We start from the raw sequence: 13,304 nt of genomic DNA, 5'->3' as shown, positions 1-13,304 counted from the left end.
TCATGTCTGATACCCAGTCGCGCGAGGTGCGCGCTCCTTCCTTTCTCGATGCGCTGATGCCGGTGGCGGTGGTGGTGGCCATGCTGGTGCTGGCGGTCGTGCTGTTCGGTGCCGATGCCTCCTGGGGCCCCAATCAGGTCGTGCTGCTGCTGGGCGCCTTGCTGGCAGGCCTGGTGGGCATGAAGAACGGCCACGGCTGGCAGGACATCGAGGAAGCGATCAACCACGGCATCCAGATTTCGCTGGGTGCCATCCTGATTCTTCTGGCCGTGGGGGCGATGATCGGCACCTGGATTCTCGGCGGGGTGGTACCGTCGATGATCTATTACGGGCTCGACGTGATCGCCCCGCAGTACTTTTATGCCAGCGCCTGCCTGCTGTGCGCTGTGGTGGCGCTGTCGGTGGGCAGTTCCTGGACGGTCGCCGGCACCCTGGGCATTGGCCTGATCGGTATCGCCGATGGCCTCGGCCTGTCGTCGGCAGTAAGTGCCGGTGCGGTGATCTCCGGTGCCTATTTCGGCGACAAGCTTTCGCCCTTGTCCGATACCACCAACCTGGCGCCGGCCGCGGCGGGGGTCGAGCTCTTCGATCACATCCGCCATATGCTGTGGACCACGGTGCCGAGCCTGGTCATCGCGCTGATTGCCTTCTGGGTGCTGGGCCTGCAGGCGGAGGCAGGCCAGGCAACGCCCGAGCAGGTGCTGACGCTGCAGGGTAGGCTGAATGACAGCTACGCCATCGGGCCGCACCTGTTGATTCCGCTGGCGGTGCTACTGGTGATGGCGGTGCGCCGCTGGCCGGCCTTTCCGACCATCGTGATCGGTGCCCTGATGGGGGCGGTGTTTGCGGTGATCTTCCAGCCCCAGGCAGTGCTTTCCCTGGCTGGCGGGCCCAACCTGGCCACGCCGCTTTTGCTGCTCAAGGGCGTGTGGATGGCGCTTTTCGATGGTTACGTGGCCAATACCGGCAATGAAGTGTTCGATGACCTTCTGAGCAAGGGCGGTATGGCGAGCATGCTCAATACCGTCTGGCTGATTCTCTCGGCGATGGCCTTTGGCGGCGTGATCGAGCGCCTGGGGCTGCTCGAGCGGCTGGTACGCGGCATGTTGGGCGTGACGAAGAGCGCGGGCGCGCTGATCATCACCGCGCTTGGCACCGGGCTTTCGTCCAACATCATCACCGGTGATCAGTACATCTCGGTGATTCTGCCGGGGCGCATGTACCGGGCCGAATTCCGCCGCCGCGGGCTGGCGCCGGTCAACCTGTCGCGTTCGCTTGAGGACTCCGGGACCATCACTTCGCCGCTGATTCCCTGGAACAGCTGCGGCGCCTATATGGCGGCCACTCTCGGCGTGGCGACTCTTTCCTACCTGCCGTTCGCCATCTTCAATCTGGTGAACTTCGGCCTGGCGATCGTCTATGCCATGGTCGGCTTCAAGATGGTGCCGCTGGCCGCCGCCGAGGCCGAGGACAGCGAGCCGACGCCGATGGCCGAGTCGCTGGTCAGCGAGGCCCGCTAGGCGGAAACTGCCGCTGTGACGCAGGGCGTCGATGCCGGCAGACACTGACCTGACGCAAAAGGGCCCGCCCTCATCATGAGGGCGGGCCCTTTTCATAATTGCTGCGTTATCGCTGCCTTGTGGTGGTGCAAGGGCCGCCGGCTTGGGTTAGCGGTAGGCCGATTCCTTTAGCGCGCGAATGCGATCATCCAGCGGCGGGTGGCTGGCGAACAGCTTCTCCATCAGCTTGCGGGTCTGGCCGGTGGTGATGGCGAAAGCCATCAGGGTGTCGGGCATTTGGTCCGGCATCTCGTGCTCGGCCTTGAGGCGGGACAGGGCGTTGATCATCGCGCCGCTGCCGGCCAGTTTGGCGCCGGCCGAGTCGGCACGGTACTCACGAAAGCGCGAGAACCAGGCGACGATGATCGAGGCGATCAGGCCGAAGACGATCTCGGCGACGATCACTACCGCGAAGTAGCCGAAGAAGCCCAGGCCCCCGCCGTTGTCGTCCTTGCGCAAGAAGCTGTCGACCAGTTGCGCGACGACGCGCGCGAAGAACATCACGAAGGTGTTCAGCACGCCCTGGATCAGCGCCAGGGTAACCATGTCGCCGTTGGCAACGTGGCCGATCTCGTGGGCCAGTACGGCGCGGATCTCTTCCGGGCGCATGCGGTTGAGCAGGCCCGCAGAAACGGCTACCAGGGCGTCGTCCTTGTTCCAGCCAGTGGCGAAGGCGTTGGACTGCTGAGCCGGGAAGATGCCGACCTCGGGGGTCTTGATGCCTGCCTCACGGGCCAGTTCGGCGACGGTTTCCAGCAGCCACTTTTCGGTGGCGTTGCTTGGCTGCTCGATGACCTGGGTGCCTGTGCTGCGCTTGGCCATCCATTTGGAGATGAACAGCGAGACCAGTGAGCCTGCCATGCCGAACACGAAACAGAAGATCAGCAGGCTGTTCATGTTCATGCCCTGGGCATTCAGGTAGGGCTCTACCCCGAGCAGGCGCAGGGTGATGCTGGCGATCAGCACCACCGCCAGGTTAGTGGCCAGGAAGAGAAGGATGCGCATCATGTGGAGGAAGCTCCCGCTTTGAGTGCTGGGCGCCGGCGGTCGCCGGCGCGTTCAATACGTTAGCTTAGATACGTCTTATGGGTGCTGGTTTCAAGTCCTATAGACAGAGATGCCTCAAGTGATCACTGACGGTAGCGCGACAGGAAACGCCCGAAGCGCTCCAGGGCGTCGCCCAGCTGGTCGGCCCAGGGCAGGGTGACGATGCGAACATGGTCAGGCTCCGGCCAGTTGAAGGCCGTGCCCTGCACCAACAGGATCTTTTCCTGCAGCAGCAGGTCGAGCACCATCTTCTGGTCATCGACGATCGGGTGCACCTTGGGGTCGAGCTTGGGGAAGGCGTAGAGGGCGCCCTTGGGAGTGACACAGGACACCCCGGGGATGTCGTTGAGCTTCTCGACGGTGATGTCGCGCTGCGCCTTGAGCCGCCCGCCGGGCAGGATCAGGTCGTTGATCGACTGGTAGCCGCCCAGGGCGGTCTGAATGGCGTGCTGGGCCGGCACGTTGGCGCACAGGCGCATCGAGGCCAGCATGTTGAGGCCCTGAATGAAGTCGGCGGCGCGCTGCTTGGCGACGTTGCCGGAAAGAATCATCCACCCGGAGCGAAAGCCCGCGCAGCGATAGCTCTTGGACAGGCCGTTCATGGTCACTACCAACTGGTCATCGCCGGCCAGGGCCCCGGTGGAGACATGCTCTGCCTCGTCGTAAAGGATCTTGTCGTAGATCTCGTCGGAGAACACCACCAGGTGGTGCTGACGGGCGATCTCCAACAGCTCGCGGATCACTTCCGGTGCATAGACGGCGCCGGTGGGGTTGTTGGGGTTGATCAGCACGATGGCCTTGGTGTGGCTGGTCACCTTGGCGCGGATGTCGTCCATGTCCGGCGCCCAGTCGGCCTGCTCGTCGCAGCGATAGTGCACCGCCCGGCCTCCGGACAGGTTGGTGGCGGCAGTCCACAGCGGGTAGTCGGGGGCTGGAATCAGCACCTCGTCGCCGTCGTTGATCAGCGCCTGCATGGCCATCACGATCAGTTCCGAGACGCCGTTGCCGATGAAGATGTCCTCGATGCCGACGCCGGGAATCCGCTTGCGCTGGCATTCCTGCATGATCGCCTTGCGCGCCGAATAGAGTCCCTTGGAATCGCAGTAGCCCTGGGCGGTAGGCAGGTTGCGCATCACATCTTGAAGGATCTCTTCCGGGGCCTCGAAGCCGAACGGCGCCGGGTTGCCGATGTTCAGCTTGAGGATGCGCTGGCCTTCGTCCTCGAGACGCTTGGCGTGGTCGAGCACCGGCCCGCGAATGTCATAGCAGACGTTGTGCAGCTTTTGGGACTTGTTGATGGGCGTCGGGGTATCCATGGGGTGTCCGGGTAGTGAGTCCAGGGGTGGCCCCGCTAAACGGGGCCCGGCGCGCGTATCGTCGGCGCAAGACGGAAGTAGCTTTCTGCTTCAGGGGCGGTGTTCTCAATTGCCGCTCAAAAGAGCCAATACAAAGAGCTGCTCTCAAGAGTCGGCGTTGGCCGCGGCATCTTCGCTGTCGGCCTCATCGGCTTCGGGAGCCGGGGGCGGCGGAATATCCGCCGGGGTCTCAAGCGTCAGCCGTCCCAGTTTGCCATCGCGCAGTTCGTGCAGCAGCACCTCGGCGCCCCGGTGCAGGTCCACCTCGCCACCCGGGCGAAGGCCGCCGCGCTTGGCGGCGATGTCGCGCACGATGGCGTTGCCGTCGAAGCCGGCCAGGGCCAGCAGATCGATGCGTGCCGGGCCATCGGCCTCCACCGAATCGGCGGCGGGGTTGCCCTGGTAAGGCGGCAACGCCTTGAGCTTGTAGCGATTGCTCAGCGCTTGGGGGTAGCGCTTGGCCAGTTCGGCGGCGGTGACCACGGCGACGTCCAGGTAGTCGATGGCGGTATCGCGGATCGCGCCGCTGGCGGCCAGTCGGTGAGCACTCGCCTGATCCTCGATCTTGGGCCACAGCACCCCGGGGGTATCGGTCAGTGCTACCCGGCCATCGATGCGCACCTTCTGCTGGCGCTTGGTGACCGCCGGCTCGTTGCCGGTCTTGGCGATCTTGCGCTTGGCAAGGCCATTGATCAGGGTCGACTTGCCGACGTTGGGAATGCCCATCACCATTACTCGCACGTCGCGGTCGGCACGCACCTCACCGGCGAGCTCATGGCACAGCTTGGGAATGCGCTTGAGCTCGCGGGCCTGGGTGGTGGTCACCGCCAGGGCCCGGGTGTTGGGCTGGGCATCGAAATAGGCCACCCACTCTTTGGTGCGCTCCGGGTCGGCGAGATCGGCGCGAGAGAGGATCTTCAATACCGGCTTGTGCTCGGTGAGCTCGGCCAGCATCGGGTTGGCGCTGGAATAGGGCAGGCGGGCGTCCAGCACCTCCAGCACCACGTCGATTTCCGGCAGCGCCTCAGTAATCTGGCGGCGTGCCTTGTGCATGTGTCCCGGGTACCAGCCCAGCATGGCCTCTTCTCCTGCGCGTTTCTAACGGCCGCCCATCTTAGCAGATGGACGGCGGGCTGGGGCCAGCGGGGAAGGGCGGCGGGCCTCTGGTGCTACTCGTCGCGGTTGAAGTCGATGGCCACCGAGTTAATGCAGTAACGAAGGCCGGTGGACTCCGGCGGGCCGTCCGGGAAGACGTGGCCCAGATGGGCATCACAGTGCGAGCAGACCACTTCGGTACGCTGCATGCCATGGCTGGTGTCGTCATGCTCCTCGACCGAGCCCTTGCCTAGCGGGCGGTCGAAGCTTGGCCAGCCGCACCCGGCATCGAACTTGTGCTCGTTCTCGAACAGCGGGGCATGGCAGCAGACGCAGTGATAGATGCCCTGGGCGTCTTTTACCTGGTAGTCACCGGTAAAGGGCCGTTCGGTGCCTTTCTCACGCGTGACCCGGTACTGCTCGGGGCTGAGCTGGCTGCGCCACTCGGTGTCGCTTTTCTCTATCTTCTTGCGCATGGCGTACCTTCCGATATCAGAAATGATCGCTGTCGGGCGAAGGCGGTCGGGTGAAAACATCAGCCGACACGCGTCCTTCACGCCGATAGCTTACTGTGCCACCGCTGGCCGTTGCCTCACAATGCGCGGCGCGCCCTCTGGTTTCGGCCAGTTTGGATGGCCGCCTTTCACGTCTGCTAAGCTCAATGCCTAGCGGCTTGATGGCCTGCCTTACGATTTAAAGGGTAGCCTGTCGATGAGGAAACGCGCGGCACAACAGGCGCTTGACAGTGTTAGGTGTGCTCAGTAACATACGCGCCATCTTAAAGAGGTCTGGCCACGTCCCATTCGTCTAGTGGTCCAGGACACTGCCCTTTCACGGCAGTGACAGGGGTTCGAACCCCCTATGGGACGCCATCCTCTATAAGATGCCGGATGACCGGGAAGTAAATGCGGAAATAGCTCAGTGGTAGAGCATCGCCTTGCCAAGGCGAGGGTCGGGAGTTCGAATCTCCTTTTCCGCTCCATGCGTCCCATTCGTCTAGTGGTCCAGGACACTGCCCTTTCACGGCAGTGACAGGGGTTCGAACCCCCTATGGGACGCCACTTCGGTCATTCAACAAGCAGCACAGCGTTTGTGAGATAAGCGGGAATAGCTCAGTGGTAGAGCATCGCCTTGCCAAGGCGAGGGTCGGGAGTTCGAATCTCCTTTCCCGCTCCATGCGTCCCATTCGTCTAGTGGTCCAGGACACTGCCCTTTCACGGCAGTGACAGGGGTTCGAACCCCCTATGGGACGCCACTTCACAACGCACATCGATAAGCGGAAATAGCTCAGTGGTAGAGCATCGCCTTGCCAAGGCGAGGGTCGGGAGTTCGAATCTCCTTTTCCGCTCCAATCGTCTCCCCATTTGCTTTGCTCAATCGTGACTCCCCGGCCATCCCTGGCTACACGTCCTTAGCAAGTCTAACATCCGTTTTTCCACTGTTTTTTCGCGTGTTTGCGCCTCAGTTCCGTCCCCGGCATTGAATTCTGAGCACTCGCCCCTATCCTTAGTGTCCTAATTTTTTAACCATCTCACAGGTGTCCTGATGGCTGAACCGGCGCTGTCCATCCGTGGCCTGACCAAGGTTTACGGCAACGGCTTTCATGCCTTGAAAGGCATCGATCTCGATGTCCAGCAGGGTGACTTCTTCGCGTTACTGGGCCCTAACGGGGCCGGCAAGTCCACCACCCTCGGGGTGGTCTGCTCGCTGGTGCAAAAAACCGCCGGCAAGGTGTCGGTGTTCGGCATCGATATCGACAAGGACTTCGCTCGGGCCAAGAACAACCTCGGCGTGGTGCCCCAGGAGTTCAACTTCAACCAGTTCGAGAAGGTCGAGGACATCATCCTCGCTCAGGCCGGCTACTACGGCATGTCGCATCGCGAGGCCAAGCCTCGCGCCGCAGAGCTGCTCAAGGATCTGGGGCTTTGGGATAAGCGCGACGGCAGCGCGCGCGCACTCTCCGGTGGCATGAAGCGTCGCCTGATGATCGCCCGCGCCCTGATTCACCGCCCCAAGCTGTTGATCCTCGATGAGCCCACCGCCGGGGTCGACATCGAGTTGCGCCGTTCGATGTGGGATTACATGCGCCGCATCAACCGTGAGGAGGGCACCACGATCATCCTTACCACGCACTATCTCGAGGAAGCCGAGAGCCTGTGTCGCAACATTGCGATCATCAATCACGGCGAGATCGTTAAGAACACCAGCGTGCGTGAGCTGCTCGGTCAGCTGAATACCGAGACCTTCCTGCTCGACCTGGCCGAGCAGGTAAGCGAGGTGCCGACCCTTGACGACTTCCAGATCGAGAAAGTCGACTCAAGCCAACTGGCGGTGTCGGTCAAGCGCGGTCAGCGCCTCAACGATTTGTTCAGCCAGCTTTCCGAGCAGGGGCTGACCGTGGTGTCGATGCGCAACCGGGCTAACCGGCTGGAAGAAATGTTTGTCTCGATGGTGGAAGAGTCCAACGCGGAGGCCGCGAAATGAATCCAATGCAGATAGCCGTGGCGCTATGGACCCTGGTCGGCAAGGAAGTGCGTCGCTTTACCCGTATCTGGCCGCAGACGCTGCTGCCGCCGTCTATCACCATGACCATGTACTTCATCATCTTCGGCAACCTTATCGGGTCGCGGATCGGCGCGATGGACGGCTACGATTACATGGACTTCATCGTGCCCGGCCTGATCATGATGGCGGTGATCACCAACAGCTACTCGAACGTGGCCTCGAGCTTCTTCTCGAACAAGTTTCAGCGCTCGATCGAGGAAATGATGGTCTCGCCGATGCCCAACTGGGTGATACTGGCGGGCTTCATCCTGGGTGGCATGGCGCGCGGCCTGGGCGTGGGCATCATCGTCACCGGGGTGTCGCTGTTCTTTACCCGTATCGATGTGGCGCATCCACTACTGACCATTGGGGTCGTGGTGCTGACGGCGGCGCTGTTCGCCACCGGTGGCTTTATCAACGCATTGCTCGGCAAGAAGTTCGATGATATCTCCATCGTGCCGACCTTCATTCTGACGCCGCTGACCTACCTGGGCGGGGTGTTCTACTCGATCTCGCTGCTGCCTGATTTCTGGCAGGGCGTATCGATGCTTAACCCCATCCTCTACATGGTCAATGTCTTCCGCTACGGCTTCCTGGGTGTCTCCGATATTCCGGTGGGCTGGGCGTTGGCCGCCATCGGTGGCTTCATTACGGTGCTGTTTGCCATCGCGCTATGGATGCTGGAGCGCGGCAAGGGCATCAGGGGCTGATCATGACTCACGACCGTCCAGAAACGCTTGCCGAGGCCCCGCTGGGGCGCGAGTCGGCTTACCCGGAACACTATGATCCGGCGCTGCTGTATCCCATTCCTCGGGCCGCCAACCGGGCGCCGCTGGGCATCACCAATGATGCCCTGCCGTTCGTCGGCGAAGATGAGTGGCACGCCTTCGAGGTCTCCTGGCTGACGCCGCGTGGCAAGCCGGTGGTCGCGGTGGCCCGTTTTCGGCTGCCCGCCGAATCGCCGAATTTGATCGAGTCGAAGTCTTGGAAGCTGTACCTGAACAGCTACAACCAGACGCGCTTTGCCTCTCGCGCGGAGGTGAGTGCCACGCTGGAACAGGACCTTGCCGCCGCTGCCGGGGCGCCGGTCTCGGTCGAACTGTTCGGCGTCGATGATCAGGCCCTGGCTACCCAGCGCCTACCCGGCGAGTGCATCGACGATCTCGATGTCGAGATCGATGCCTATACGCCCGATCCCGCGCTGCTCAGCGTGGGTGAAGAGGTCGTTGAAGAAACCCTGCACTCGCACCTGCTCAAGTCCAACTGTCCGGTTACCGGTCAGCCCGACTGGGGCAGCGTGCTGATTCGCTATCGCGGCCCGCAGATCGATCGCGAAGGGCTGCTGAAGTATCTGGTGTCCTATCGTCAGCACCAGGACTTCCACGAGCACTGCGTTGAGCATATCTTCACCGACCTGATGGCCCGTGCCCGCCCCGAGCGGCTTCTGGTGCTGGCCCGCTACGTGCGTCGCGGTGGGCTGGATATCAGCCCCTGGCGGGCAACGCCTGGCGAGCGCCCGCCCGAGCCGCTGCGCCTAGCGCGCCAGTAGCCATCTGGCGTACAGTCACGCTAGACGCTTTTAGGCGGGCTTCACGCTTTAAACGGCCCGCCACCCCATTGCTGCAAGGAGACCCGGATGGATGCAATGACGCTGCTGCATGAACGCAGCTCCATGGGCAAGTTGTGCAGCCCGGCCCCCGACGCCGACCAGCTGGATGCCATCTACCGCGCCGCCCTGCGCGCACCGGATCACAAGGAGCTCACTCCTTGGCGGTTTATCGAGTTCTCGGGTGAGGGGCTTACCCGCCTAGGCGAGCTATTCGCCGAGGCCGAGTTCCACAACAACCCGCATATCGACGATGCCGCCCTGAACGCCGCGCGCAAGAAACCGCTGCGGGCGCCGATGATCATCGCCGTGGTTGCCAAGATCACGCCGGACCAGCCCAAGGTGCCGCCCCTCGAGCAGTCGCTTTCTGCCGGCTGCGCCGCCCATGGCATGCTGCTAGCGGCCCAGGCGCTGGGGCTAGGCGCGATGTGGCGCACCGGCCACTACGCCTTCGACCCCACGGTGAAGAAGGGCCTGGGGCTTGGCGAGCACGACGAGCTGGTGGCTTTCCTGTACCTGGGGCAGATGGGCGGGCGCCACAAGCCGCTGCCGGAGCGCGACCCGGCCGACTTCGTCGAGCGCTGGACCTGAGCCGTGCGTGAGGTGGGTGTGCTGCATCCGCGTCTGCCGCTGCCTGCGGCCGGGCAGGGCGATGACCTGAGCGCCTTTCGGGACTGGCTAGAGGCGGCTATTCCGCTGGTGTCGCAGTTGGGCATTCAGGATATGCACTGGCAGGACGACACACTGGTGTGGTCGCTGTCGCTTGCGCCCAACCTCAACGACAAGGGCACCGGCTTTGGCGGCTCGCTGGCCGCCCAGACCACCCTGATCGGTTGGAGTTGGGTCACGCTCTGGCTGCGCTCCCGGGGTCGCGAGCAAAACGTGGTGGTCGCCGACGCCAGCCAGCGCTTCAAGGCGCCGGTGAGCGGCGACTACCGCATCCTGTGCCGCCCGGAAGACCGGGAAGGGCAGGTGACCCTGGCCGACCGCCTCGCCAGCCGTGGCAAGGGACGCATCGCGCTAGTTCAAGAGCTCTACTGCGACGACACTCTGTGCCTTACCGCTCGCGGCGACTATGCGGTATTGCCCTGAAGATATTGGGAAAATTTCGCGCCCGGCTTGCAATCGCCGCCTGATCTCGATATAGTATGCGCCGTTCTGACGCGGAAGGCGCAGCCCCCACGGCAGAGCTAAAAATTGCGGAGGGGTGTCCGAGTGGTCGAAGGAGCACGCCTGGAAAGTGTGTAAGTCGAAAGGCTTCGAGGGTTCGAATCCCTCCCCCTCCGCCACGAATATCGAGAAAGCCGCTGATTTCAGCGGCTTTTTCTTTTTCTGTATCTTTTTGACCTACACTTTGAGCCACACCTTTGGGTCGTCTTTTCTCAGTTCATTCCTGAACGTCTTCCAATTACCTGCATTTCCTGAGCGCTTCTCTTCCCGTATACCATTTCCGTCGAGGTTTGCTTTTACCTGATTCGGTAATGACAGCCGCCTTGGCTTTCGATACTGTCAACCTGATGTAATACCAATCATGGGGGCGAACTTGATGAGCATTCTGAACGCTGTGACCACGCCAAAGCTGAGGTCATAATGAGTACGACGTTAGTCCTCCAAAAGCGGCTGGGAGTTGGTGAGTACAGCCGGAAGGGGGCCACGCTAGGTGAGCGGCACAGTATGCGCGTGCAGCGGCGTGTCGGCGGCGGCGCTTGGCTGCTGATTAGCGACAACCAGCGCTGCGAGAAGGAGTTGATCAAGCCGCAGGACATGAAAAACCTGGATACCTAGGGGCGATGTGAGATTCGGATTGGGCAGGTTAGTTGATTAAAATTAATTAAATGCATTTTACGCAGGAGATTCGGGCATGTTTTTGGTCTCAAATATTGGCAAATGGGTGTGATAATGGCATGAGCCTTTTTGACGTAAAGCGAGCTCTTAGGAAGAGGGTAGCATCAAGCTTTTTCGAATTCTTGATCACGGCGCTGTTTGCCTTTGCATCAATCGGCCTGAGTGTTTTATGGCTAACTTTTAATGAATCAACGACGCTTCATGATGCGCTCTATGCCAACTTTTCTGATGGAGAGGTGTTGATTGCCTCTATAGCCCTGTTGGGGCCTGTAGCATACTCGGTGGTCGGTGATCCTCCTATAAAATTCAAAGGGATTATTCAGATTTCTTTGTTCTCTTTTTGTGCTTGGTGGGGGCTTTTGTATATTAGCGTCAAGTCTCCGGGTAGCACTGATACAAGTATTTTGATGCATTCGTCATGGATCTCTGTGGTTGTTTCATGTGTCATGCTTTTTGGTGTTATTTACTATAATAATACTCAGAAAAAAGATCCGGGTGAAGTGATGTCCGATCAAAATAAAGAGTACGCAAATAGCTATGCGGCCCATGTGAAGGGAAGAGGATAAGTATGTTTTCTCAAAAGGAGTTTCCCACGGCTAGAGCCGAAGGTCGCGTCGAATTAAATTGTGTTCCTGTCAGTCAGCCTTTAGGGCAATTTTTTGTCGGCGCCATAGATTCAAATGATTTAATAGAGATAACTCACACTGACGTAAGAAGGATTGAAGGCGAGCGTGGCTTTGAAAGCTATTTGGGTATTCAGCGCCCTCTTAGTAAGAAAAGAAGTAAAGAGATTGCTGATTATGTAAATACTGCTGATGCATGCTTTCCAACAGCTGTTATTATTTCCGTAGACTCTCGGTGTGCTTTTTTTGATGAAGATAAAAACGTTCTTGTTCTTGAGCCTTACCATCGTGAAACTGACGAAGAAGGTGATGTGGACATTCCTCTTCACAAAATCGCCAAAGTTATCGATGGTCAGCACCGTATAGCTGGTCTGCAAGGTTACAAGGGGGAAGAGGCTTTTGAAGTCAATGTATCTATTTTTGTTGATATTGATGTCGCTTCGGAGGCATATCTTTTTTCAACGGTGAATATTGCTCAGACAAAAATCAATAAAAGCCTTCTTTACGACCTTTTTGAGCTCGCTGAATCACGAAGCCCACAAAAGCTATGCCACCAGATCGCGGTAGCATTAAATAGCACTGACGGTAGCCCCCTTGAAAATAGGATCAAGCGCTTAGGTGTTGCTGGACCACATAGTATTCCTGGTGCTATCACGCAGGCTGCTTTTGTAGAATCTCTGATGAAGTACGTTAGCTCTAACCCTCAATATGATAGAGATCTTTATATAAGAAAGAAGTCAATACCTCCAGCGTCAGGGCGCGAAGAGAAGAAGCTTATCTTTCGAGATTTCATGATTCAGAAGAAAGATTTTGAGCTTACCGATATTATTTGGAATTACTTTTCGGCTGTGAAGGAGAGATGGCCCGATGCTTGGGAGTCTGAGCATAAAGGTGTGATGCTTAATAAGACGAACGGGTTTATGGCATTGATGAGGCTTTTAAAGGATTCTTATTTATACTTAGAAAAAGAGGTGCCAAGGAAAGAGGATTTCTTGAGTATTCTTGAGGAGATCAATCTTGAAGACGATCATTTCACGACTGAAAATTATAAGCCAGGATCAAGTGGCGAGGCTGCCCTTTATAGGACTCTGAAAGAGTTTCCTGATTACTCATGTTGATCAGCCACCATCTCGCCAGGCTCTCCTATACTGATGTTATGTCCAGTAGAGGAGGTCGCGTCATGGCACGCAATCCTATCCAGTTCCAGCCCGGCCTGTCGCTGCCGGCATTTCTCGAGCAGTACGGCACCCAAGCGCAGTGCCAGGCAGCCCTCTTCCAGCATCGCTGGCCTAGGGGGTTCGTGTGCCCCGACTGCGGCAACAACACGGGCTGCCAGCTGTCGCGGGGGCTCTACCAGTGCCATCGCTGCCATCATCAACCCTCGCTGACCGCCGGTACCATCTTCCATGCCACGCACCTGCCATTAACCACCTGGTTTCTGGCCATCTATCTGCTGACCCAGCGCAAGAGCGGCATCTCAGCGCTGCAGCTGTCCCGGGAACTCGGCGTCAGCTACAACACCGCCTGGAAGCTCAAGCACAAGCTGCTGCAGGTCATGCATGAGCACAACCAGGGCGAAAAGCTCTCTGGACGCATCGAGCTGGATGACGCCTATCTGGGCGGTGAACGG

Annotated in this window: 13 protein-coding genes and 7 tRNA genes; 16 read left to right on the top strand and 4 right to left on the bottom strand. The window is 59.6% G+C overall.

The annotated features are described in order from the left end of the window. Positions 1-2 precede the first annotated feature (2 nt). Positions 3-1,520, top strand: a complete 1,518-nt coding sequence (gene nhaC / locus BCL93_RS11545) for a Na+/H+ antiporter NhaC (protein WP_112055430.1) — start codon at positions 3-5, stop codon at positions 1,518-1,520. Positions 1,521-1,667: 147 nt separating this feature from the next. Here the strand turns inward: nhaC and htpX are convergent, their stop codons facing one another. The 4 genes from htpX to msrB all read right to left on the bottom strand — a co-directional run bounded on the left by htpX (position 1,668) and on the right by msrB (position 5,532). Then, on the bottom strand, positions 1,668-2,567 hold the full coding sequence (htpX, locus tag BCL93_RS11540) for a protease HtpX (protein WP_112055429.1): 900 nt from the start codon (positions 2,565-2,567) through the stop codon (positions 1,668-1,670). A 122-nt stretch (positions 2,568-2,689) separates the two neighbouring features. Further along, a complete protein-coding gene (locus BCL93_RS11535; RefSeq protein ID WP_112055428.1) occupies positions 2,690-3,922 on the bottom strand; it encodes a pyridoxal phosphate-dependent aminotransferase in 1,233 nt (410 codons plus the stop codon). Positions 3,923-4,066: 144 nt separating this feature from the next. Beyond that, on the bottom strand, positions 4,067-5,038 hold the full coding sequence (gene ylqF, locus BCL93_RS11530; RefSeq protein WP_112055427.1) for a ribosome biogenesis GTPase YlqF: 972 nt from the start codon (positions 5,036-5,038) through the stop codon (positions 4,067-4,069). Positions 5,039-5,130: 92 nt separating this feature from the next. Beyond that, on the bottom strand, positions 5,131-5,532 hold the full coding sequence (msrB, locus tag BCL93_RS11525; RefSeq protein ID WP_112055426.1) for a peptide-methionine (R)-S-oxide reductase MsrB: 402 nt from the start codon (positions 5,530-5,532) through the stop codon (positions 5,131-5,133). 320 nt (positions 5,533-5,852) lie between these two features. On the opposite strand from msrB, the gene BCL93_RS11520 reads away from it, so the two are divergent. From BCL93_RS11520 to BCL93_RS11455, 15 genes are all read left to right on the top strand, one after another. Further along, positions 5,853-5,928: transfer RNA gene (locus BCL93_RS11520), tRNA-Glu, on the top strand. Positions 5,929-5,963: 35 nt separating this feature from the next. Beyond that, positions 5,964-6,038, top strand: a tRNA-Gly gene (locus tag BCL93_RS11515). Positions 6,039-6,041: 3 nt separating this feature from the next. Beyond that, a tRNA-Glu gene (locus BCL93_RS11510) sits at positions 6,042-6,117 on the top strand. A 40-nt stretch (positions 6,118-6,157) separates the two neighbouring features. After that, positions 6,158-6,232: transfer RNA gene (locus BCL93_RS11505), tRNA-Gly, on the top strand. A 3-nt stretch (positions 6,233-6,235) separates the two neighbouring features. Then, positions 6,236-6,311: transfer RNA gene (locus BCL93_RS11500), tRNA-Glu, on the top strand. 21 nt (positions 6,312-6,332) lie between these two features. Further along, a tRNA-Gly gene (locus BCL93_RS11495) sits at positions 6,333-6,407 on the top strand. A 194-nt stretch (positions 6,408-6,601) separates the two neighbouring features. Beyond that, complete coding sequence (locus BCL93_RS11490) at positions 6,602-7,540, top strand: ABC transporter ATP-binding protein (RefSeq protein WP_112055425.1); 939 nt, start codon at positions 6,602-6,604, stop codon at positions 7,538-7,540. Further along, entirely contained in the window at positions 7,537-8,310 is a 774-nt protein-coding gene (locus BCL93_RS11485; RefSeq protein ID WP_112055424.1) for an ABC transporter permease, read from the top strand. Before BCL93_RS11490 ends, BCL93_RS11485 begins: the two co-directional genes overlap by 4 nt. 2 nt (positions 8,311-8,312) lie before the next feature. Then, positions 8,313-9,149 carry an NADPH-dependent 7-cyano-7-deazaguanine reductase QueF gene (gene queF, locus BCL93_RS11480; protein WP_112055423.1) on the top strand — a complete coding sequence of 279 codons (837 nt, stop codon included), beginning with the start codon at positions 8,313-8,315 and terminating at the stop codon, positions 9,147-9,149. An 87-nt stretch (positions 9,150-9,236) separates the two neighbouring features. Next, entirely contained in the window at positions 9,237-9,797 is a 561-nt protein-coding gene (locus BCL93_RS11475) for a nitroreductase family protein (RefSeq protein WP_112055422.1), read from the top strand. A gap of 3 nt (positions 9,798-9,800) precedes the next feature. Further along, entirely contained in the window at positions 9,801-10,298 is a 498-nt protein-coding gene (locus BCL93_RS11470) for a YiiD C-terminal domain-containing protein (RefSeq protein ID WP_112055421.1), read from the top strand. Between the two features lie 109 nt (positions 10,299-10,407). After that, positions 10,408-10,495 (top strand) — tRNA-Ser (locus BCL93_RS11465). Between the two features lie 615 nt (positions 10,496-11,110). Next, entirely contained in the window at positions 11,111-11,617 is a 507-nt protein-coding gene (locus BCL93_RS17135) for a hypothetical protein (RefSeq protein ID WP_146742488.1), read from the top strand. A 2-nt stretch (positions 11,618-11,619) separates the two neighbouring features. Continuing rightward, entirely contained in the window at positions 11,620-12,792 is a 1,173-nt protein-coding gene (locus tag BCL93_RS11460; RefSeq protein WP_112055420.1) for a DGQHR domain-containing protein, read from the top strand. 62 nt (positions 12,793-12,854) lie between these two features. Next, the coding region (locus BCL93_RS11455) for an IS1595 family transposase (RefSeq protein WP_112055419.1) at positions 12,855-13,304 on the top strand (450 nt) is incomplete at its 3' end.

The organism is Onishia taeanensis (assembly GCF_003268885.1).
GTDB lineage: Bacteria > Pseudomonadota > Gammaproteobacteria > Pseudomonadales > Halomonadaceae > Onishia > Onishia taeanensis_A.
This window is presented reverse-complemented; position numbering and strand designations above follow the sequence as displayed.

Coding starts and splice junctions, on each gene's coding strand:
- nhaC (WP_112055430.1), top strand. CDS start 3: ATGTCTGATACCCAGTCGCGCGAGGTGCGCGCTCCTTCCTTTCTCGAT.
- htpX (WP_112055429.1), bottom strand. CDS start 2,567: ATGATGCGCATCCTTCTCTTCCTGGCCACTAACCTGGCGGTGGTGCTG.
- BCL93_RS11535 (WP_112055428.1), bottom strand. CDS start 3,922: ATGGATACCCCGACGCCCATCAACAAGTCCCAAAAGCTGCACAACGTC.
- ylqF (WP_112055427.1), bottom strand. CDS start 5,038: ATGCTGGGCTGGTACCCGGGACACATGCACAAGGCACGCCGCCAGATT.
- msrB (WP_112055426.1), bottom strand. CDS start 5,532: ATGCGCAAGAAGATAGAGAAAAGCGACACCGAGTGGCGCAGCCAGCTC.
- BCL93_RS11490 (WP_112055425.1), top strand. CDS start 6,602: ATGGCTGAACCGGCGCTGTCCATCCGTGGCCTGACCAAGGTTTACGGC.
- BCL93_RS11485 (WP_112055424.1), top strand. CDS start 7,537: ATGAATCCAATGCAGATAGCCGTGGCGCTATGGACCCTGGTCGGCAAG.
- queF (WP_112055423.1), top strand. CDS start 8,313: ATGACTCACGACCGTCCAGAAACGCTTGCCGAGGCCCCGCTGGGGCGC.
- BCL93_RS11475 (WP_112055422.1), top strand. CDS start 9,237: ATGGATGCAATGACGCTGCTGCATGAACGCAGCTCCATGGGCAAGTTG.
- BCL93_RS17135 (WP_146742488.1), top strand. CDS start 11,111: ATGAGCCTTTTTGACGTAAAGCGAGCTCTTAGGAAGAGGGTAGCATCA.
- BCL93_RS11460 (WP_112055420.1), top strand. CDS start 11,620: ATGTTTTCTCAAAAGGAGTTTCCCACGGCTAGAGCCGAAGGTCGCGTC.